We start from the raw sequence: 18,105 nt of genomic DNA, 5'->3' as shown, positions 1-18,105 counted from the left end.
GGGAGTAGTTGATGATTTCAGAAGATGCACAAAACCAAATTGATTCAATACTTAGAAACTCCGGTTCTGAATCAATGACGCAGGAAGAGATCGACTTTGCCAACGCTATAAACGTGTCACCAGAAAATGATTGCGACTATTACAAAGTAGCGCAGTCCGTTCTGTTAGAGCGCGTGTCTATGGATAGTAATAAGCGATTTACGCTTGTACGTCTTGATAAGTTAGCAGAGGCAAATGGTTGTTCATTGGATACCACCAAAAAGCCCATTATCAAACCCGCAAGAATCCCCGTTATTGGTGGAGGTCTGTAATGTTTACGATGGATATAGATTTGGATTTTACCGATTTAGAAGAGGAGGTGAGGGAGTTCAATTCTCACCATATTCGGATCGGTGTTCTCGATAAAAACAAAACAGCCAGAAAAGCCGATAGGGATAAGCCCTTAAAATCATTTCAAGGTAAACAGGCTTCCCGAATTCAGGCTGGCAACAAAGGAAAATCACCTTTGAAGTTAACCAAACTCGCTGAATACATGGATGCCCGCTATGGAGTGTTCTCAAAAGCCGAGAATCATTTCCAAAACCAAGATGTAATTCGGGTAACTAATGAATTGGTTGGTTTATTTAATGCGGGAAGCTCAAGTCCTGAAATGATCAGACGCATCGAGAGTGGTGCGCGGGCTCTAATACGAAACCCGATTATGCGTAAAGACTACGGCAGTAATTCGCCAACTACCGTTAAGGGTGGCGTTGGTTACAACGGGCATAAAACGGAGGGGAAGGGTTTTGATTGGGCGATGGTGGATACCGGAACTTTCTTCAACTCAATAAAGGCTCAATATGTTTAGAAAGGCTCTACATGCGGAGATTCAGAACATATTCAAACTCAAGGCAGTTGATTGGGCGGGTGCATTACATGACGGTGCTGACAACGTGTATGTCGAATACCTCAGTGTGCGTGAGCAATATTTCTCAGAATCACACATTCGATTTTTTGGAACTATCAGATTATCGCTAGCTGATATGGGGCGAGATAAGCCTGTATTTGGTGTTTTAGGTAGTCGGTTTGATAAGTACAAAAAACGTGGTGACAGCAACAATTCCCTCGCGGCGATCAATACGGAAGCTAGTACAGATTGGCTATCCGTTGGCGTTCTTGCCGTATCAAAAGAGTTCTCTTTTGCGTGTGAAATTGAGTTCGATAAAACGCGCGAAGCAATCAAACAATTTAAGTGGGTGGACTATGAGTAATACTCTTGTTTTCGACTATGCGGTCAGCATTAGCGAAGCTCAAAACGCTACGAATGTGGACTATAGCTTTTTGAATAAATGCTTGGTTCTTGTAACGGGTAGCTATGAAGAGGCAAAAAGTAAAAAATCCGAAACTAAACCAACGCCTAAAATCACAAATAAGCAGCTTAAAACTGTTCAGAAAAAGTTTGCTGTTGTAGACGGTAGAACGGGCAAAACAACGACTAAAACACGAGAGCTTATTGACCCTAGCCAGTTCAAAGTTGTTCCGGTTTACGACCCTACGACAGTTGAAAATTATACTGATAACAAAGAAGTCGCTTACCTAATGACAGGCGGGTTAGAGAAATTTTATCTTCTGATGTTGGCCTCAGAAGTTGATCCGGAAAATGCAGAAGCAATCGACTTCGACCCGACAGATTACTTCACTCTCTGTTTTTCTACTGACGTTGATATTGCTGATGCTCAAAACCTTAGCTTTGCTGACTTTAGCGGTGTACGAGCATTCGTAACAACTGATAAAGCACAAGCCGAAGAGCTAGCCCAAACGGATACAGTTTTCTTTGATGAATATGGGTCATATACAGGCTGTTATGAAGCATTCGGGCGCTTGCTGTCATTACCATTTTGGCGAAATTGTCAGTATTACGTACTGGATAGCACAAACACCGCAACAACTATCAAAACGGTTGGTGAGGCAGACGACCTATTCAATAAGCGTATTTCGTTTTTCCTTAATGGCTCAGATGGTGCAACGTTAGGTTTCTTCGGTAACGGCAATGCAGCAATTACTAAAGCGTATGTTGACCGACTCGCCAGATTAAAAACCCAAGAGGCGATCACCGGATACATTCAGGTTAATACGCCAAATAACACCTCAGTTCAGCGAGTTAACATTGAAGAATCGGCAGCAGCTGTGATCACTGAATATGAATCCTACCCATTTTTCTATCTAGATTCTGATGTCGATAACTTCATCAACATAACTAAGTCTGATGAGCAGTACGTTGTTGCGGGCAAAGCGGCAATCAAAGATGCCGAGCCAATTTGGCGGGCAAACATCGAAGTAACGGAGGCTCAATAATGTCTGGAAGTTCTTTTCGAATTGGTGAAATGGAAACCACCGTTGTTTATGACGGTGAGGAGTACAGCTATATCTCAGTGCTAGAACTTGGGCGAAATAACCAAAAGGTAGTCCAGATGTTTTGTGACCCAAATGGTTATGGTAACGGGGAGATTGTCTCTTCGGGCTTAACTCAGCCGATTGAAGTAAATGTGAAGCTTCGTAATGTTAGCCAGCAACACCTTGAGCTTTACACCAAGATTTATAAGGGTGAGGAACGCTTTAGTTTTACGTCTTTCAACAAGAAGAACGGTCGAACTATTGTGACTAAAGAGAGCATCATCAAGAACGATCCCCGCAATGGTACGGCTAACGAATCTGAATCCACACTAGATGTGAATTTAGTAATCCAAACCGCCCCTAAGAATTTTAAAGACGAATTCAAATCGGTGGCTTAAGTGATAAATAACTTCAAAGGAACAAAAGCTTGGAATGCATACATGGCTTATTGTGGCTTCGTTTTGCATATGTACCGAGCAAAGACAATGCGTCAACAAGGGCTAGTCTCAGAAGAACAATGCAAAGAGCATTTCTTATCTTTAGACCCAGATGGGCGCAAGCGAATATTGATTGAGTTAATGGCAGTTCAGCGAATTGACTATTACGACATGCTTGCCCTTGTTTCTGTGCACAGCAATAAGCATGGAATGTCGATTGATGTGTCAAATATCGATAACTACCAGTTACCCGAATTAGGGGAAATGGTTCTCGAATCATTGGTACATTGTTCAAATCTAAAAGACTCAGGTCTTTTTTTTTAAGTCCCTCAGAAGTAGATGAATTGGCGCAGTACCGGATTGTAGGTGATGGGTTTGCGGCAGATGTTATCGAGAATTCTCCCAATATCGAAGGCGCTGATCTCATAGGTCTAGTACTGCGCAAAGCTTATCGACAGCTAAAACAACAGGAGGCGAATAGCGATGGCTACCAGTTCTGAATTTATCCTCGCCCCACGCATCGATGAGCGCAAGATGCGCGAAGAATCCAAAAAGATGGAAATAGAACTTCGCAGAACGGCAAAACAAGCTGCTGACGATTTTGATTTCTGGATGGGTAAAGGCTTTGAGCGCGGTGTGGAAACTGGCGGTGATAAAGTCAAAAACAAGCTAAAGCATCTTCAAGGCTTCCTGATGCTAACGGGGGCTAACTTAGCTAGTGAAGCTGTAATGGCTGCTGCGGGTGTAGCCAAAGATATTGTAACTAAAGCGTTTCAAGGGGCTGAGGAATACGCACAGATTGCCCGAGAACGCCTAAATGATATGTCTGACATAAGTGACACCGCAGACGCTCTAGGCATTAACAGGGGGCGATATGCTGCTTTGAGTGCGGTTGGTATTTCAGCTCGCTTAGATCAATCTGATCTGCGTGGTCTGTTATCTGGTTTCGTCGGGGCATTGGAACGTCCGGAAATGGCAGCGTATAAAAGCAGTGCAGAGAAAAACGGCATAGAAAGCTCATTTCTAGATTTTATCGGGTCAATGGCAAAGCTGACACCGGAAGTCGCTGCTCAATACATGAACCAAGTATTTGGAGATGAAGATGCGCTTTTAGCTTCGCGGTTTATGTCTCCATTCAAGAAGATGCTTGCCAATAACAGCGATCTAACCTTTCAAAACTTTGTCGATACGATGATGGGTGGCAATGTAAGAACGAATGATTTGGGTGAAGCATTAAATAGAGGTGAAGGGGCAGCAGCCGTTCTTTCGCAAGGTGATGCAGAAGCTTTTCAAAAGCGAATCATTAATGGAATTACTCAAAATCAAGCCAAGAACATTGTTGATCTAGATGCTTCTGAGGAAAGACGTATTCAGGCGAATATTGATGTTTTGGATTTGAAGGTTAAGGGGAAGATTCTCGCTGATAATGCGGAGATTAAAGTCGTTAATGCAGAACGAGGCTTAATTGGTTCAGCAGCAAGTTATTCACAAGGAAATAGTCAGCGTTGGAATGCTTTAGTAGAAGCAGGCAATCAACCAATAAACAGCTTAGGTGCTTGGTCTAACTTCATGGACAAGTTATGGGACTTTGGAACTTATAGCCCTCTTAAAGCAACGACAGGAAAAGGCATCTTCGGGAACATAACTGATTACATGGATGCAAAAGGCGCATCTATCAATCAAATGATGGTGGATATTGCCGATAAGGAATCTCAAAACAATAAGAATCGCGGTGATGTAGGAGCATTGAAATGATTACGCAGAAAGCACCGCCATTATTTCTAATTTATCTAGACGACACCCTATCCGAAAGTGAGCAAAAGCAGCTATCCGAGCTAAATGCGAAAGCTGATTTAACGCCAGAAGATAAAGACGAGATTAAAAAGCTAACCGAAAAATACCACGATCTACGTTCTACAACGCCAATTCCTGTCCCGTTGATCGGTGATTTAATTGGAATGATTCCCGAAGGCTATAAGCAAGCTGTTGTAAAAGCGATTGATGTTGCGGGCGGAGTGCCAATTCTAAAAGGAAATATCAATACATCGACCATTACTTTGAGAAGCGGTAGCAACGACTTCATAAATGCGATGATCGGTTTAGCTAGTTGGCTTTTTCAAAAGCAAGATTCACTTCCTCGCATTTCTTTCTTTAGTCCTGAAATGGTGATTATTGGCGGTACGCTACTCAATATGACTATCGCTACAAAAGCGGATACAACGGAAAAGGTACTCACTTTTGAAATGCAAAAGGGTGAATCTTCGCTGACAGGTAGCTACTCAAACAACGCCGTAACCAATATCCCTAAAACAGTAGAGATCGTTAAATGAACAATATCCTTGAATTGATGGGGCTGACGACTAATGACTTTACTTGGTTTGAATCAGGCGACGTTACCGGTTTTGTTGAAAGGCAAATACCGCAAATTGTGAATGAGTTAGCCGTTGAAGGTGAACCCCTATCTATAACAGTAATCAATGAGAATGAAGTACCTGATTACCAAACTATGAAGATTGCATTCATGTTCAGAGGTGCGTTTTTACCAGTTTATGAAAGCGGTGAGTTCTACGTTAGAGCAGACGGCTCGTTAGCTACGGTTAAACGTAATGATGGATTCGCATTATTGGGGATACGAAATGAGAGTTAGAGCAACGCTTAAAAATGATTATTTACTCTCAATGGAGTACTGGGAACGCAATCATTTTTACGCCTTATCCCTTCCAGAAATTGTCCCTACATCGTTTGGTTTTACCTTCGCCAAATATACGGAGGTTCCCAATCAGATGGTTGAAGGGGCTAAGTTTCTAGATGGAGTTCAACCTAGAACTAGGGCTATTAACTGCGCCACTGATTTTCTGGAAGAACTGGGCTACACGCTAGATGTAAACATTGGTGAGTTCATTAAGATTGAAAACCTACCAGAACGAGCGAATAGAACGATTGAAACCGATGCTTATCGTTTTGTGTGTAACCACATTCCTCAACTGTATTACCCATATAAAGGGAAGCGCATTGTTGCCATTGACGGTGACTTTGACCTAACTACTCAAATTTTCAAAGGCGCTTTGTCGTTCGCGTAGCGTTTTCTGATACCAATTTTCGCGTTACCGGTCGCTGCAGCAATGCCGTTTTGATACCAAAACACGCGAATAAACTCGACCAGGAAATGTCATTCTGATACCAGAGAGGAAACTATGACTACTTTAGCAAAGCAAGAATCAGTCTACGGAGTATGGACGGATGCGGGTGTACCGGATGGTGCTTCTGTGTTGGTTCAAAACCAGAGTTCATTAGGTATGGGAATTTATATCTATACGGGTGCGGAAGCTCCCGAGAACTTTGACGGAATCCTTGTTAATGATTGGATTGCCTTTACGATGAAAAGTGGCGAAAAGCTTTTTCATACGCCCGCTTACAAACCCCACGAAGCATTCAACCAAGCATCCGTGAGGATTGATGCTTCATGAGTTATTACCTTCACAAACCGAACCAAAAGGGCATTGTCGTTCCCCAAGCGGGTGAAAGCGCACCAAGCACACTCCCAATAGTCACCACACAACCACAATCCATAACCGCAGCAGATGGGGCAAGCATTTCCTTTTCTATTACGGCTGAAAACTATGTCTCTGTGTATTGGCAAGAATCAAGCTGTGAGCCTGATCCATGTTGGTATGACGCTGATTTTCTACCAAATTGGCAAACAGAAACATTGGGTAACTGGCGAGCTACGTTAGCTCAATCTGGATTTCAATATAGAGCCGTACTAACCGGAACAAATGGAGACATTGTGTATTCGGAGGCAGGAGTTTTAACGGTAACGCCAACTCGTGAACGCTAAAAGCGTAAGGCTCGAAATGAAATTATTGAAAGCAAGAATCAGGGACACAAAGTTAGAAGTTGAGATTGAAGGAAAAACTCAAACACCTAATGACGTTATCAATGTTTCGTCCGGTCAAAGTGATAGCGATGGTTTCTTGATAATGGGCAAAGAATTTTCGATCTACATAACTAACACCCAATTGGATACTCAATTTATTGTTGATAAGGCAATTGGTATTGCTGAACAGGCGATATCAATGGCGGGGCAACAAGTAGTCGTTTCTGTTTCGGGCGGTTCAGGTTCTCCTGCTGTTGGTACAAAACAGCCTCTCGATTCGGGCGCAGCAAGTGAACTCGAAAAGCTGAAGCAAGAACTAGAAGAATTGAAACTGAGGTAACTATGACATCACTCACCGGATATTTAGGGCGTGGGCGCAACGTTGCTCGTTTTGAGAATAACTTTCAGACGGCACAGCGTTCACTCTACTACGCACCTAACATTGGTTTCGATTTCCAGTATTGGTCTATCCCGAACGTCGATTTTAGCGCGGATTCATTTAATACTTGGATCATTAACGAAGCGGTTAAACGTTCAATCATAATTCTCAGCAGCTCAGTATCAGTTCAAGGTTTTACTTTAAAGATGAATTACACCTTAGCGGGTACTGCTGAAACTCAAAATGTAATAGGTGCATATACATGAAGTGGGATTCATCTAGTGGGGTAACGCCCGAAGACTTTGATACTCATATTGGGCGCTATTACAGCGCCTTTATTAATTCTAAAACTGAATACAAAAACATAGCGTTCAACACGTTCGTTGCTAGTGATGAATACAAGGTTTATTACGCTGCCGCACAGGTGGATATGTATGCCGACACCATAATGGCTGAAACGTTTTTAAAGATGTCGGAGTTTATCCAAACTACGAACTTAAAAATTGGAAATCCGACAACGACTCCTAACGCACTGATTGCAGGGCTACGTGAGAAATTTGGGCTACGTTCTTCGGTTAAGCAGATGATTGAAGCTGATTCAGGAAAGATGCACGTTGCGATTGATTACACACCTAGTGCACAACTCAATTTGGAAATAGCTCAGTACATGGAAAGCTCATGTGTTGTTGCGAGTACCTACATGGTTGGCGACATTGAACAGGACATTGTTCTTAGTGAAGGCGGGATTGAAACTTACCGTTGGGTCGTAGCTGATGAACAAGACATCCTTTTCAAAGTCACAATCAAAACCTCAAGAAATTCAAACGTAATCATCGATACGCCAGAAACTGTGGTTTCAACCTTTCTAGCAAATTTCGACTCGTTCTATTGGGTCGGGATGGATGTTGAACCGGAGCGCTATTTTGAAATAAACCGCGATGCGCCTTATGCCGCTGAAATCGTCACGGAGTACTCATTTGATGATGGAGTTACATGGAAAACAGATCCTCATATATCCCCGTATAACACCAAGTTCCTACCGAACCTTGATGTTTCGAATGTAAATTTCGAGTAATCACTATGACGCAGTTATTTAGAACGGATGAAATGAATGACTTGTTTTACGGGATTACCCTCACGGCAAAGCAAGAATCCTTGATTACTGAACTGGTCAAAATGAACAAGGAGGTTATAGGTTCAAAAGTGTTTGGCTATGTCCTCTATGACAACGGGACATTTCCAGTAATGAGCAATATAGATAGAGATTTCTTTGCGGAAAACTACATGTCTATATTGGCTGCAATGGAAAGGGCGGGAGTACATGATTCTTACACCTTTATCATTAAGCAAGTGCTTGGCGCGGGAGTAGCCATTACGTATGAAGCCCCTAAACCACGGCACCTCGTTATCAATATCGCTAATATTGAACGCACAACACTAAAACTCACTACAACCTTGGGCTTATGGCTGACAGCCTCAAGTGGTCTAGGGCTTATCTCAACTAAGTCGAATTCAGAATTTACGATCAATCAGTTGCTCAAGGTTTTGAGCATATTAGCCAATCCGTCAGGTACATACTTAGATGTTAGATTTGGCGACACCCAATACATGCTAAAAACCTACGAAAACCAATGGCTAACAACTAGCGAATCTCAAGGCATCATTGCCAGTAGCGTGATCCCATCTAATTAAAGGTAATAAGATGAACGAAGAACAGATCAAGCAAATCGAAGATACGATTCAAGCTTTATCCCGTGATTTAAATATTATGAAACAAGCTATGACTAGAAGCGCAACCGAACCGACAGGCGCAGTTGCGATTGCAGATTTACCCGCAGCTTCAGCAGAAGAACTAGCTGAAAACCCTCAACTAATTTTTGAACATGCGACAGGAACAAAACGCGGTTACTTGTCACAACTGTTTGAGCAAATTTCATCGAAGAATATACCTGCTGCGGTTAACAGCGATACTGCGGGTGCGGGGTTCGGTGGATTCCGTTACACCGTATCGGGAACGACACTAAATCTGTTTACGAGTTAAATATGGCGTTTTTTATAGATGGTCAGGAGATCTTGACCTTAAACGTAGACGGGACAGTTGTTGAGACTATCACCATTGATAATGTCACCGTTGCCCGAAAGCCTGTAATAACCACACAGCCAATTGGTGGGGCAATTGCCCCTGATGGTTCGATTACATTATCTGTTGTAGCAGATGGGCTAGGCTCGACAATGGCATATCAGTGGCATAATTCGGACGGTTCTCCCGTTTCGGGTGCTACTGATCCTAGTTATGCATTCAATGCTAATGAAACAGGGGTTTTTGGCTTTTATTGTGTAGTTTCTGGTTTTGGAGGTAGCGTTCAATCAGACACTGCTACTGTCACAGTTGAAGCTGCGGGATCTGCACACGTATTAACAATAGGTATGAAAGACGGTGCTTTATATGATGTTATTGGTTTTTCAAAAGGAAGTGATGTTGCGGGTAACCTGCAACCGACGATGACTGACCTCGGGGATGAATGCGAATATTTTGGTGAGACTGTTTACGTTGAGGGGACTAAGTTCGGAGGGGCTGTATTTACTGGCTCTTTTAAGGCGGGGACTGTGACCTTTATTATCGAAGGATTTAGAACGGTAGTTAGTACAACATCAAACAGTCCGGACTATTTTTTGGACGGAACATATGGATGTGTATTTGATCCTACGACCACAGCTGACTTTTATTCCTTTTTAACCTCGAATATGAATAGTGAGGTTGGCGTTACCATTCAATTTGAACCTAGTTAAGAGCTAAGGATTTCATATAGCTTTGTGAATTGTTCCAGTTCTTCTTTGGTTTGGTCGTTAGCGGCATATGATGCCGTTTTTATACTTGCTGCAGTATCTAAGCCTATTGAGTAGATCGAATAAAGTAGTCGAGATGATTTGCTAAAACGCGGGGACTTTCGGGTGCTTAAATAGGCTTGATGAATTAGCCTTTTGTTTAACTGGTGAATATCATTTGTTTGAAGGGCTTTGGCTGTCTCGTTGTAGATCCTTTCAGGAACGCACCTCTTGATTAAATGGATGTTTCTTAGTGAACACCAACATGCAAACTCGGACAGCATTTCTGTAAATTCTTCGATTTCAATAAACACCTTTATGAATCCATCTAGTCCGATTTTGTCTAGTATGGCTGTGGCGGGTATTGGCTTTTCAAAATCAATATTTAGCTTTGTCGGTGCGAAAGCCGCTTTGATTACCCGCCAATATTTATTACAAGGACGAGAAGCGTAAATCTTGTCTAGAGTGACAGTGAGCATAGTAACCTCAAAATACTTGCTAACGTTCTAGTGATACTAAGTATGGCTTTTGACATTTTTATCATGGTTTTGTCATAAAGCTTTTTGATTCATAGTTTTACGATCATGCGCACATTAAATCGTAAACACTGTCATTAATGATTACACGAGAGACGTTCTGAATAATGCTAACTTTTTGATGGCTAGCTCCACGTTGTAACTGTTCAAGTAATTCAGAGCGTATCACTTCAGTGCTAGCTTCTGAGCAGTGCTTTATAATTGTTGTTGCGCGTTTAACAAGTAAGTTCGTTTCGGGTTCTTGGGTACGCTGCCCAATCATTTCCTTTATTGACCAACCACCCAAATGATACATAGGAGTAAGCATCGTTCTGGAAAACTGCATTGTTAGTGTGTTGCCAATAGTTACCTTGGCGGGGATACCCCAAAGAGCTAGTTGTATGTAACACATCATTGCTGCGGTCTGATCTACATCTACACAATAAGCCAGAAGTTTTTCTTGTGGGTTGTAGCCTTCTTCTATCATCACATCTGCTTGAGCTATGATCATCCCGCCTGAACCACATGCGGGTTCATGTGCCGTAATGAAGTTTTTCGTTTCTATGGTTTGCTTATCTAGTGACAGCTTTGCGCATAATTTAGATAGAGAGTAGGGCGTAAAAAACTGACCTAAATTTTTTGAGCTGATTTCCATCGCCATATACATTTCACCAAGCAAATCGCAATGACCGGATTCTTCAAAGGCACAAACTAGCATTCCTACCAACTTAGGCATTTCTAGCTGCTCATTTCTTTCGTAATTTCGAATAATACCCAAATACTTATTTTCTAATTCTTCATCCTTGGCGATTCCGTTGTTAATGGAAATTGCAAAACAGGTGATTAGGTCATCCCAAACTTTATGACGGTGATGGTATGGCGCGAAGTGTTTAAACGTTTTTTCGAATTCAGTTCTATGACTCATTTTCATATCTCACATTTTGGTACGTCGATTTGGTACAAGTGATGGACATTGAATACTTCTGACCTTATGAACTCCAGTCGTCAATGTTAGATGTCGGTAAAAGCTCGGGTGTCGAAATGGAGGTTGGTATCAAAAATCGGGTTGCCGGTTTCTCGAGTAAAGGTGTTCTGGTATCAGTTTGTAGTGGGCTATCTATATCGAGGGGCTAGTTTTGGTATCAAAAGACTTTTAAGAATTGTCATTTTGTTTGATAGAAATCACTAAAGGCTGTACTCTATGCCGTCTTGAACTTTTTGGTATGTATGTTTTGAATTGTACCAAAGCTGTACCAAATCCGGTTCCTGAAATAATTTATCCTTGATAACTAATTGTTTTCTAAGGTAATAAAATGATTATATGTGTTGCTTGGTGTGCAACACCACTGTAAGGACTATTCATGCCTATTATTACTCTTCCTGACGGCAGTCAGCGTCAATTTGATAACCCAATTTCTACAATGGATGTCGCTCTATCTATCGGTCCTGGTCTTGCTAAAGCAACGATCGCAGGTCGCGTTGATGGTGTTCGTGTTGATGCTTGTGATTTGATTGAAAGTGATGCAAGTCTAGAAATCATCACAGTTAAAGACGAAGTTGATGGCCTAGAAATTGTTCGTCACTCTTGTGCACACTTGCTTGGTCATGCTCTTAAGCAGCTATACCCAGAAGCAAAAATGGCTATTGGTCCTACGATCGATAACGGCTTCTATTACGACATCGATGTAGAGCAACCTCTATCTCAAGAAGATTTAGAGAAGATCGAAGCTCGCATGCTAGAGTTGGCGAAAACCAAATATCAAGTTGTGAAAAAGAACGTTAGCTGGCAGGAAGCTCGCGATACATTTGAATCTCGTCAAGAACCATACAAGATGGAAATCTTAGATGTGAACGTATCTCGCGATGATCGTCCAGGTCTATACCACCATGAAGAATACATCGACATGTGTCGTGGTCCTCACGTACCGCACATGGGTTTCTGTCAACATTTCAAATTGTTGAACGTTGCAGGCGCATACTGGCGTGGTAACAGCGACAACAAGATGCTACAACGTATCTACGGTACTGCTTTCCATGATAAGAAAGCACTTAGTGCGCACCTAACTCGCCTTGAAGAAGCTGCGAAGCGTGACCACCGTAAACTTGGTAAGCAACTTGACCTGTTCCACATGCAGCAAGAAGCACCGGGTATGGTTTTCTGGCACCACAATGGTTGGTCAGTATTCCGCGATCTTGAAGTTTTCATTCGTTCAAAACTGAACGAGTACGGTTACCAAGAAGTAAAAGGTCCGCTAATGATGGACCGCGTTCTTTGGGAGCGCTCTGGTCACTGGGATAAATATGCAGACGCAATGTTCACAACGTCTTCTGAGAACCGTGAATACGCAATTAAACCGATGAACTGCCCGGGTCACGTTCAAATCTTCAACCAAGGTTTGAAGTCTTACCGTGATCTACCATTACGTATGGCTGAGTTCGGTTCATGTCACCGTAACGAACCATCGGGTTCTCTACACGGTATCATGCGTGTTCGTGGCTTTACTCAAGACGATGCACACATCTTCTGTACTGAAGATCAAATTCAGCAAGAAGTAACATCGTGCATTAAGATGGTATATGACACATATACTACTTTTGGCTTCGATAACATTGCAGTAAAACTTTCTACACGTCCTGAACAGCGTGTAGGTAGCGATGAAATTTGGGATCGCTCTGAAGAAGCACTAAAACTTTCTCTTGAAGCTATGGGCATTGCTTATGAGATTCAAGAAGGTGAAGGCGCATTCTACGGCCCGAAAATTGAATTTACGCTACACGACTGCCTAGATCGTGCGTGGCAGTGTGGTACTGTTCAGCTTGACTTCAACTTACCAACTCGCCTTGGTGCGACATATGTAGGTGAGAATAATGAGCGTTTAGTACCTGTAATGATTCACCGCGCTATTTTAGGCTCTCTTGAGCGCTTCATCGGTATTCTGATTGAAGAGTATGCTGGTTTCTTCCCAACTTGGTTGGCACCAGAACAGGCAGTTGTCATGAATATTACTGACAAACAAGCTGATTACGCTCAAGAAGTAGCACAAAAGCTACAAAAAAGTGGTATTAGAGCAAAAGCGGACTTGAGAAATGAGAAGATTGGCTTTAAAATCCGCGAACACACTTTGAAGCGTGTACCGTATATGCTCGTTTGTGGCGACCAAGAAATGGAAGCTGGAGAAATCGCAGTACGTACTCGTAAGGGCAAAGACCTAGGCAAATTTAAGTTGGATGACTTTATTTCATACATCCACGCCGAAGTTGAAAGCCGTAAGCTTAATCTGGAGGAATAACCTATTAAAGGCGGAAGACGTGGCCAAGTTCCGGCCAAACAAAACCAGCACCGTTTAAACGGTGAAATTCGTGGCGTACGTGAAGTTCGTTTAACAGGCGCTGATGGTGAATCAGTTGGCGTTGTGTCAATTCAAGAAGCATTAGCTGCAGCCGAAGAAGCTGGTATGGATCTCGTAGAGATCAGCCCTAACGCCGAGCCACCAGTTTGTCGTGTGATGGACTATGGCAAGTTCCTCTTCGAAAAGAGCAAAGCTGCGAAAGAGCAGAAGAAGAAGCAAAAACAGATCCAGATTAAGGAACTAAAATTCCGTCCTGGGACTGATATCGGTGACTATCAGGTAAAACTACGCAACCTGATTGGTTTCCTTGAAGAAGGCAACAAAGTGAAGGTAACAATTCGCTTCCGTGGCCGAGAAATGGCTCACCAAGAGATCGGTGTTGACGTTCTAAATCGTTTGAAAGCTGATACTGAAGAGTTCGCTCTAGTGGAATCTTTCCCAACGAGAATTGAAGGGCGCCAAATGATCATGGTGCTTGCCCCTAAGAAGAAGTAATTAACGGCTTGCAAGTAATGAACCTAGCCGCGTCCCTTTAAATAAAGGCACTTGGCTGGGTTTTATTCGCCCTAATTACGTTGTTTATTAAACTACTACAATGCGGAGTTATTCATCATGCCTAAGATGAAAAACAACAAAGGTGCTGCTAAGCGTTTCAAGAAAACAGCTGGTGGCTTTAAATACAAACACGCTACAAAACGTCACATCCTGACTAAGCGTACTACTAAGAACAAGCGTCAACTACGTCCAAACGCAATTCTTCCTAAATGTGAAGTTGCGGGTATCGTACGTTGTTTACCATACGCTTAATTTGTTTTTAGTTTTTAATTCGTTTAGTTTAGGAGAAGCATAATGCCTCGCGTAAAACGTGGTGTACAAGCTCGTGCACGTCATAAGAAAGTTCTAAAACAAGCTAAAGGTTACTATGGTGCACGTTCACGTGTTTACCGCGTAGCTTTCCAAGCTGTTACTAAAGCTGGTCAATACGCATACCGTGACCGTCGCGCTAAGAAACGTCAATTCCGTCAACTATGGATTGCACGTATCAATGCGGCATCTCGTCAAAATGGTCTATCTTACAGCCGTTTCATCAACGGTCTTAAGAAAGCATCTATCGAGATCGACCGTAAGATCCTTGCGGACATCGCAGTATTCGACAAAGCAGCATTTACTGTTTTAGTTGAAAAAGCGAAAGCTGCTCTTTAATTAGCAGTCAAGTTTTGAAAAAGGAGAGCATTAGCTCTCCTTTTTTTATGCCCAATTTTTCGTCCTAACAGCCATGGCGCGCACAGCTAGCAAATTTTTAGTGTGTTATTAGTATATTAAATATGATGAATAGGTTACTAATACCAGACTAAAGGTAAAGACAGGAGAGAATAATGGAATATTCATTAAGAAAAGCGGTCGAGTCTGATGTGGAGTTCCTAGTTGAACTGCGTGAAACTACTATGGGTAAATACCTAAGAGAAGTAGGGATGCCAACAGGGAGAGAAGCCTACCTTGAAAGGGTTTATTACGCATTTGATCAAGCTGAAATCATCGTTATTAATAATTCCTCTGCTGGTTTGTTCAAAGCTCAATTTAACCAAGATATTAATGAGTGGTATCTGGTTCAGGTTCAACTTCATCCCGATTTTCAAAACAAAGGTATCGCTAACCGCCTTATTTCACAGCTGATGAGTAAAGCGAAAACAACGGGTTCAACCGTTGGTTTAAGTGTTGTTAAAACGAACCCAGCGCAACGTCTCTATGAACGACTTGGATTTGTACGCGTTGGTGAAACTGATTTTGAATACTTAATGCAGTACACGCCTTCCTAATTTTTGGATGAAAGCATCCTCGCAAACACATTTAATTAAGTTACAGAAGTAAGGAGAGATGCGTGATTACCATTCGTGGCTATGTCAAAGAAGATGCTCAAACACTTTGGGCTATTCATCATTTCACTATCCGTAACATTAATGTTCGTGACTATTCTCAAGCTCAGGTTGAAGCTTGGGCGCCAAATACTTTGGAGCCAGATGTTTGGCAAAAACGAATGGACGGTTTAAATCCGTTTGTGGCGATGAGTGATGGCGTGGTCGTCGGGTATACGGATTTGCAACCAGACGGCTTGGTCGACCACTTTTTTTGTCACCATCTCTATCAAGGACAAGGAATTGGTAAAGCTTTGATGAACTATGTGTTCGAGATTGGCAAACAACGTAATATCAAACGTTACTATTCACATGTCAGTATTACCGCTCGCCCTTTTTATGAACACATGGGTTTTAAGGTGGAAAAAGAGCAATAGATGGAAGTCAGAGGTCAAACTCTGACTAACTTCCTGATGGTGAAAATGGTTGATTGAGACTTACCCCACCAATTTATCCAATTAACTGAATAGGAAAATCATGGAAAGCAGAAGCCAGTTATTTCTGGAACGGTATTTGAAATCATTACCGGGGAAAGTGGCACAACAATATCGCTCATTCAGTGCGGACTATTTTTGTGCTGACGAGTACAACGCTAACCTGTGTGCTGAATTAATTTTAAGAGGTGAGAAGAGAGCCTCTTGTAGCATGGACTATTGGTATAGCCATCAAGGTGAAACGATGCCCGAAGTTGCTCATCTTCAGGTAGTCACTAATTGGCAAGGCGAACCTATCTGCATTATTGAAATTACGTCAGTGGAAAAGAGTCGATATAAAGATGTCACTGCAGAGTTTGCCGCCGCAGAAGGGGAAGGAGACAAAACGTTAGAGTGGTGGCGTGATGCCCATTGGCGGTTTTTCTCATTAGAATGCAAACAGCTCGGTATAGAAGCAACGGAAGATATGTTGTTGGTTTTGGAGCGATTCAAGGTTGTTTACCCAACAAAATTGTAAGGTGAAAATAAAAAAATGGCTTAGCTAATGGACAGCTTTGCATTGACTGCTATTGTTCAAATTCAACTCATTCTTTGCCACCATGAGTAGAAAGTTATCTGCATAAAAATAAGGAATGCGCAGTGAAAATAGCCGTGTTAGATGATTATCAAAACGTCGTAAAAGATCTGGATTGCTTCACGTTGCTAGATGAGCACCAAGTAACTGTATTTACGGAAACCTACTCGGAAGAGGAACTGGTAGCAAGGCTGGTCGAGTTTGACGCTATCGTTCTGATTCGTGAACGCACCGTCATCACCGAATCTTTGCTCAGTCAGTTACCTAATCTAAAAGTGATCAGTCAGACGGGCAAGGTGAGTAGCCATATAGATCCAAAGATGTGTGCAAATTTTGGCGTACAAGTATTGGAAGGAAGAGGTTCACCTATCGCTCCATCTGAGCTGTGCTGGGCTCTAATGATGGCAGCTTCTCGGCACATACCCGCTTATACCAGTAATTTGAAAAATGACGTGTGGCAAAGTTCTGGAAGTCTGGGCTTAGGCAGAACGTTGAAAGGACTGAAGCTAGGGATTTGGGGTTATGGCAATATTGGGCAGAGAATCGCTCAATATGCGAAGGTATTTGAGATGTCGGTGCAAGTTTGGGGTAGTGAGAAATCACGCCAGTTAGCATTAGAACATGGCTTTGAAGCTGCGCAATCTAAACAGTCATTCTTCGCTGATTCTGATATCGTCTCGCTTCATTTGCGGCTTAATGATGCAACTCGTTATTGTGTCACTGCTGACGATCTCAAACTGATGAAACCTAGTTCTCTTTTTGTGAATATCAGTCGTGCGGAATTGGTAGAAGATACCGCTTTGTTTAACGAACTGGTTGCGGTTTCAACAAAGCGTGCAGCCATAGATGTGTTTCAGAATGAGCCAGCGACAATAGAAAATGAACCACTATTAACACTAACTAACGTAGTGGCGTCGCCTCATTTAGGGTATGTAGAGAAAAATAGCTATGAGCTCTATTTCAGTATCGCCTTTGAAAATATTGTGTCTTATGTGAAAGGACAACATTTTCAATAACACTGACTCGAACATAAGACGTAAACCGATCTCTTGTGATAATCAACATCCAAAGAATAAAGGAGCAGACTTTGCCTCATTGTATTGTTGAACACTCTTCTACTATCCCTAATGAAGAATTAAATCAGAAAGTTTTTAAGGGGGCGCTTGAGTCGCAACTGTTTGAAGCTGATGGCAGTGATATCAAGGTTCGTAGCATTTCGTACCAACATTACCAAACGGGTACAAAGCATGAGGATTTCATTCATGTCACAGTTCGTATTTTGTCTGGGCGTAGCGATGAAAATAAGAAAAAGCTTTCTCAATCTGTGCTCGGCCAGCTTAAGACTTTGCCACTCTCTCAAGCATCTCTAACGGTGGAAATCGTGGATATGGACAGAAGTAGTTATTCAAAGTGTTTGGTTTAATCAA

At 42.2% G+C, this 18,105-nt stretch carries 30 protein-coding genes; 28 read left to right on the top strand and 2 right to left on the bottom strand.

The window, feature by feature from the left end; translation table 11 throughout:
* Nucleotides 1-11: 11 nt before the first annotated feature.
* The 19 genes from G5S32_RS15775 to G5S32_RS15685 all read left to right on the top strand — a co-directional run bounded on the left by G5S32_RS15775 (nt 12) and on the right by G5S32_RS15685 (nt 9,856).
* Complete coding sequence (locus G5S32_RS15775) at nt 12-311, top strand: hypothetical protein (RefSeq protein WP_165312989.1); 300 nt, start codon at nt 12-14, stop codon at nt 309-311.
* A complete protein-coding gene (locus G5S32_RS15770) occupies nt 311-847 on the top strand; it encodes a hypothetical protein (RefSeq protein ID WP_165312988.1) in 537 nt (178 codons plus the stop codon). The genes G5S32_RS15775 and G5S32_RS15770 overlap by 1 nt, the downstream gene beginning before the upstream one ends.
* Nucleotides 840-1,250: a hypothetical protein gene (locus G5S32_RS15765; RefSeq protein ID WP_165312987.1), complete on the top strand. Its 411-nt coding sequence runs from the start codon at nt 840-842 to the stop codon at nt 1,248-1,250. The genes G5S32_RS15770 and G5S32_RS15765 overlap by 8 nt, the downstream gene beginning before the upstream one ends.
* Nucleotides 1,243-2,334: a hypothetical protein gene (locus tag G5S32_RS15760; RefSeq protein ID WP_165312986.1), complete on the top strand. Its 1,092-nt coding sequence runs from the start codon at nt 1,243-1,245 to the stop codon at nt 2,332-2,334. Before G5S32_RS15765 ends, G5S32_RS15760 begins: the two co-directional genes overlap by 8 nt.
* The gene (locus tag G5S32_RS15755; protein ID WP_165312985.1) at nt 2,334-2,771 is read left to right on the top strand and encodes a hypothetical protein; all 438 of its coding nucleotides are present in this window, start codon (nt 2,334-2,336) and stop codon (nt 2,769-2,771) included. The genes G5S32_RS15760 and G5S32_RS15755 overlap by 1 nt, the downstream gene beginning before the upstream one ends.
* Complete coding sequence (locus tag G5S32_RS15750) at nt 2,772-3,134, top strand: hypothetical protein (protein WP_165312984.1); 363 nt, start codon at nt 2,772-2,774, stop codon at nt 3,132-3,134.
* 20 nt (nt 3,135-3,154) lie between these two features.
* The gene (locus tag G5S32_RS15745; protein WP_165312983.1) at nt 3,155-3,310 is read left to right on the top strand and encodes a hypothetical protein; all 156 of its coding nucleotides are present in this window, start codon (nt 3,155-3,157) and stop codon (nt 3,308-3,310) included.
* The gene (locus G5S32_RS15740) at nt 3,294-4,565 is read left to right on the top strand and encodes a hypothetical protein (protein ID WP_165312982.1); all 1,272 of its coding nucleotides are present in this window, start codon (nt 3,294-3,296) and stop codon (nt 4,563-4,565) included. The genes G5S32_RS15745 and G5S32_RS15740 overlap by 17 nt, the downstream gene beginning before the upstream one ends.
* Complete coding sequence (locus G5S32_RS15735; RefSeq protein WP_165312981.1) at nt 4,562-5,140, top strand: hypothetical protein; 579 nt, start codon at nt 4,562-4,564, stop codon at nt 5,138-5,140. The genes G5S32_RS15740 and G5S32_RS15735 overlap by 4 nt, the downstream gene beginning before the upstream one ends.
* Nucleotides 5,137-5,457 carry a hypothetical protein gene (locus G5S32_RS15730; RefSeq protein ID WP_165312980.1) on the top strand — a complete coding sequence of 107 codons (321 nt, stop codon included), beginning with the start codon at nt 5,137-5,139 and terminating at the stop codon, nt 5,455-5,457. Before G5S32_RS15735 ends, G5S32_RS15730 begins: the two co-directional genes overlap by 4 nt.
* Complete coding sequence (locus tag G5S32_RS15725; protein WP_165312979.1) at nt 5,447-5,890, top strand: hypothetical protein; 444 nt, start codon at nt 5,447-5,449, stop codon at nt 5,888-5,890. The genes G5S32_RS15730 and G5S32_RS15725 overlap by 11 nt, the downstream gene beginning before the upstream one ends.
* Before the next feature lie 114 nt (nt 5,891-6,004).
* Complete coding sequence (locus G5S32_RS15720) at nt 6,005-6,277, top strand: hypothetical protein (RefSeq protein ID WP_165312978.1); 273 nt, start codon at nt 6,005-6,007, stop codon at nt 6,275-6,277.
* Nucleotides 6,274-6,648, top strand: a complete 375-nt coding sequence (locus tag G5S32_RS15715) for a hypothetical protein (protein ID WP_165312977.1) — start codon at nt 6,274-6,276, stop codon at nt 6,646-6,648. The genes G5S32_RS15720 and G5S32_RS15715 overlap by 4 nt, the downstream gene beginning before the upstream one ends.
* Before the next feature lie 16 nt (nt 6,649-6,664).
* Nucleotides 6,665-7,027, top strand: coding sequence for a hypothetical protein (locus tag G5S32_RS15710; RefSeq protein WP_165312976.1), 363 nt, complete (start codon nt 6,665-6,667; stop codon nt 7,025-7,027).
* Between the two features lie 2 nt (nt 7,028-7,029).
* Entirely contained in the window at nt 7,030-7,332 is a 303-nt protein-coding gene (locus G5S32_RS15705) for a hypothetical protein (protein ID WP_165312975.1), read from the top strand.
* Nucleotides 7,329-8,141, top strand: coding sequence for a hypothetical protein (locus tag G5S32_RS15700; RefSeq protein WP_165312974.1), 813 nt, complete (start codon nt 7,329-7,331; stop codon nt 8,139-8,141). Before G5S32_RS15705 ends, G5S32_RS15700 begins: the two co-directional genes overlap by 4 nt.
* A 5-nt stretch (nt 8,142-8,146) precedes the next feature.
* Nucleotides 8,147-8,758 carry a hypothetical protein gene (locus G5S32_RS15695; RefSeq protein ID WP_165312973.1) on the top strand — a complete coding sequence of 204 codons (612 nt, stop codon included), beginning with the start codon at nt 8,147-8,149 and terminating at the stop codon, nt 8,756-8,758.
* Between the two features lie 10 nt (nt 8,759-8,768).
* The gene (locus tag G5S32_RS15690) at nt 8,769-9,107 is read left to right on the top strand and encodes a hypothetical protein (RefSeq protein WP_165312972.1); all 339 of its coding nucleotides are present in this window, start codon (nt 8,769-8,771) and stop codon (nt 9,105-9,107) included.
* A gap of 2 nt (nt 9,108-9,109) precedes the next feature.
* Nucleotides 9,110-9,856 carry a hypothetical protein gene (locus tag G5S32_RS15685; RefSeq protein ID WP_165312971.1) on the top strand — a complete coding sequence of 249 codons (747 nt, stop codon included), beginning with the start codon at nt 9,110-9,112 and terminating at the stop codon, nt 9,854-9,856.
* Here the strand turns inward: G5S32_RS15685 and G5S32_RS15680 are convergent.
* Nucleotides 9,853-10,371, bottom strand: a complete 519-nt coding sequence (locus G5S32_RS15680) for a hypothetical protein (RefSeq protein ID WP_165312970.1) — start codon at nt 10,369-10,371, stop codon at nt 9,853-9,855. The two genes, G5S32_RS15685 and G5S32_RS15680, sit on opposite strands and share 4 nt — an antisense overlap.
* A 103-nt stretch (nt 10,372-10,474) precedes the next feature.
* On the bottom strand, nt 10,475-11,332 hold the full coding sequence (locus G5S32_RS15675) for an N-6 DNA methylase (protein ID WP_165312969.1): 858 nt from the start codon (nt 11,330-11,332) through the stop codon (nt 10,475-10,477).
* A 436-nt stretch (nt 11,333-11,768) separates the two neighbouring features.
* On the opposite strand from G5S32_RS15675, the gene thrS reads away from it, so the two are divergent.
* The 9 genes from thrS (at nt 11,769) to G5S32_RS15630 (ending at nt 18,101) form a co-directional block, all read left to right on the top strand.
* Entirely contained in the window at nt 11,769-13,697 is a 1,929-nt protein-coding gene (thrS, locus tag G5S32_RS15670; RefSeq protein WP_165312968.1) for a threonine--tRNA ligase, read from the top strand.
* A gap of 3 nt (nt 13,698-13,700) precedes the next feature.
* Complete coding sequence (gene infC / locus G5S32_RS15665; protein WP_165314170.1) at nt 13,701-14,252, top strand: translation initiation factor IF-3; 552 nt, start codon at nt 13,701-13,703, stop codon at nt 14,250-14,252.
* Between the two features lie 117 nt (nt 14,253-14,369).
* On the top strand, nt 14,370-14,564 hold the full coding sequence (rpmI, locus tag G5S32_RS15660) for a 50S ribosomal protein L35 (RefSeq protein ID WP_165312967.1): 195 nt from the start codon (nt 14,370-14,372) through the stop codon (nt 14,562-14,564).
* 42 nt (nt 14,565-14,606) lie between these two features.
* Nucleotides 14,607-14,960: a 50S ribosomal protein L20 gene (gene rplT, locus G5S32_RS15655; protein WP_102939616.1), complete on the top strand. Its 354-nt coding sequence runs from the start codon at nt 14,607-14,609 to the stop codon at nt 14,958-14,960.
* Nucleotides 14,961-15,133: 173 nt separating this feature from the next.
* Nucleotides 15,134-15,574 carry a GNAT family N-acetyltransferase gene (locus G5S32_RS15650; RefSeq protein ID WP_165312966.1) on the top strand — a complete coding sequence of 147 codons (441 nt, stop codon included), beginning with the start codon at nt 15,134-15,136 and terminating at the stop codon, nt 15,572-15,574.
* A gap of 62 nt (nt 15,575-15,636) precedes the next feature.
* Entirely contained in the window at nt 15,637-16,047 is a 411-nt protein-coding gene (locus G5S32_RS15645; protein WP_165312965.1) for a GNAT family N-acetyltransferase, read from the top strand.
* A 100-nt stretch (nt 16,048-16,147) separates the two neighbouring features.
* Nucleotides 16,148-16,621: an ASCH domain-containing protein gene (locus tag G5S32_RS15640; RefSeq protein ID WP_165312964.1), complete on the top strand. Its 474-nt coding sequence runs from the start codon at nt 16,148-16,150 to the stop codon at nt 16,619-16,621.
* Nucleotides 16,622-16,743: 122 nt separating this feature from the next.
* On the top strand, nt 16,744-17,694 hold the full coding sequence (locus tag G5S32_RS15635) for a D-2-hydroxyacid dehydrogenase family protein (protein ID WP_165312963.1): 951 nt from the start codon (nt 16,744-16,746) through the stop codon (nt 17,692-17,694).
* A gap of 71 nt (nt 17,695-17,765) precedes the next feature.
* Entirely contained in the window at nt 17,766-18,101 is a 336-nt protein-coding gene (locus tag G5S32_RS15630) for a 5-carboxymethyl-2-hydroxymuconate Delta-isomerase (protein ID WP_165312962.1), read from the top strand.
* Nucleotides 18,102-18,105: the final 4 nt, after the last annotated feature.

The organism is Vibrio ziniensis (assembly GCF_011064285.1).
GTDB classification, from domain to species: Bacteria; Pseudomonadota; Gammaproteobacteria; order Enterobacterales; family Vibrionaceae; genus Vibrio; species Vibrio ziniensis.
The sequence above is the reverse complement of the archived record's forward strand: the minus strand, read 5'-3'. Positions and strand labels throughout refer to the sequence as shown.

What these genes read in the sequence shown, in the direction of transcription:
- G5S32_RS15705 (WP_165312975.1), top strand. Translation starts at nt 7,030, where the DNA reads ATGACATCACTCACCGGATATTTAGGGCGTGGGCGCAACGTTGCTCGT.
- G5S32_RS15775 (WP_165312989.1), top strand. Translation starts at nt 12, where the DNA reads ATGATTTCAGAAGATGCACAAAACCAAATTGATTCAATACTTAGAAAC.
- G5S32_RS15690 (WP_165312972.1), top strand. Translation starts at nt 8,769, where the DNA reads ATGAACGAAGAACAGATCAAGCAAATCGAAGATACGATTCAAGCTTTA.
- G5S32_RS15760 (WP_165312986.1), top strand. Translation starts at nt 1,243, where the DNA reads ATGAGTAATACTCTTGTTTTCGACTATGCGGTCAGCATTAGCGAAGCT.
- G5S32_RS15765 (WP_165312987.1), top strand. Translation starts at nt 840, where the DNA reads ATGTTTAGAAAGGCTCTACATGCGGAGATTCAGAACATATTCAAACTC.
- G5S32_RS15685 (WP_165312971.1), top strand. Translation starts at nt 9,110, where the DNA reads ATGGCGTTTTTTATAGATGGTCAGGAGATCTTGACCTTAAACGTAGAC.
- G5S32_RS15770 (WP_165312988.1), top strand. Translation starts at nt 311, where the DNA reads ATGTTTACGATGGATATAGATTTGGATTTTACCGATTTAGAAGAGGAG.
- G5S32_RS15725 (WP_165312979.1), top strand. Translation starts at nt 5,447, where the DNA reads ATGAGAGTTAGAGCAACGCTTAAAAATGATTATTTACTCTCAATGGAG.
- G5S32_RS15640 (WP_165312964.1), top strand. Translation starts at nt 16,148, where the DNA reads ATGGAAAGCAGAAGCCAGTTATTTCTGGAACGGTATTTGAAATCATTA.
- G5S32_RS15730 (WP_165312980.1), top strand. Translation starts at nt 5,137, where the DNA reads ATGAACAATATCCTTGAATTGATGGGGCTGACGACTAATGACTTTACT.
- G5S32_RS15695 (WP_165312973.1), top strand. Translation starts at nt 8,147, where the DNA reads ATGACGCAGTTATTTAGAACGGATGAAATGAATGACTTGTTTTACGGG.
- G5S32_RS15680 (WP_165312970.1), bottom strand. Translation starts at nt 10,371, where the DNA reads ATGCTCACTGTCACTCTAGACAAGATTTACGCTTCTCGTCCTTGTAAT.
- G5S32_RS15715 (WP_165312977.1), top strand. Translation starts at nt 6,274, where the DNA reads ATGAGTTATTACCTTCACAAACCGAACCAAAAGGGCATTGTCGTTCCC.
- thrS (WP_165312968.1), top strand. Translation starts at nt 11,769, where the DNA reads ATGCCTATTATTACTCTTCCTGACGGCAGTCAGCGTCAATTTGATAAC.
- G5S32_RS15720 (WP_165312978.1), top strand. Translation starts at nt 6,005, where the DNA reads ATGACTACTTTAGCAAAGCAAGAATCAGTCTACGGAGTATGGACGGAT.
- G5S32_RS15740 (WP_165312982.1), top strand. Translation starts at nt 3,294, where the DNA reads ATGGCTACCAGTTCTGAATTTATCCTCGCCCCACGCATCGATGAGCGC.
- G5S32_RS15710 (WP_165312976.1), top strand. Translation starts at nt 6,665, where the DNA reads ATGAAATTATTGAAAGCAAGAATCAGGGACACAAAGTTAGAAGTTGAG.
- G5S32_RS15700 (WP_165312974.1), top strand. Translation starts at nt 7,329, where the DNA reads ATGAAGTGGGATTCATCTAGTGGGGTAACGCCCGAAGACTTTGATACT.
- G5S32_RS15735 (WP_165312981.1), top strand. Translation starts at nt 4,562, where the DNA reads ATGATTACGCAGAAAGCACCGCCATTATTTCTAATTTATCTAGACGAC.
- G5S32_RS15650 (WP_165312966.1), top strand. Translation starts at nt 15,134, where the DNA reads ATGGAATATTCATTAAGAAAAGCGGTCGAGTCTGATGTGGAGTTCCTA.
- rpmI (WP_165312967.1), top strand. Translation starts at nt 14,370, where the DNA reads ATGCCTAAGATGAAAAACAACAAAGGTGCTGCTAAGCGTTTCAAGAAA.
- G5S32_RS15755 (WP_165312985.1), top strand. Translation starts at nt 2,334, where the DNA reads ATGTCTGGAAGTTCTTTTCGAATTGGTGAAATGGAAACCACCGTTGTT.
- rplT (WP_102939616.1), top strand. Translation starts at nt 14,607, where the DNA reads ATGCCTCGCGTAAAACGTGGTGTACAAGCTCGTGCACGTCATAAGAAA.
- G5S32_RS15675 (WP_165312969.1), bottom strand. Translation starts at nt 11,332, where the DNA reads ATGAGTCATAGAACTGAATTCGAAAAAACGTTTAAACACTTCGCGCCA.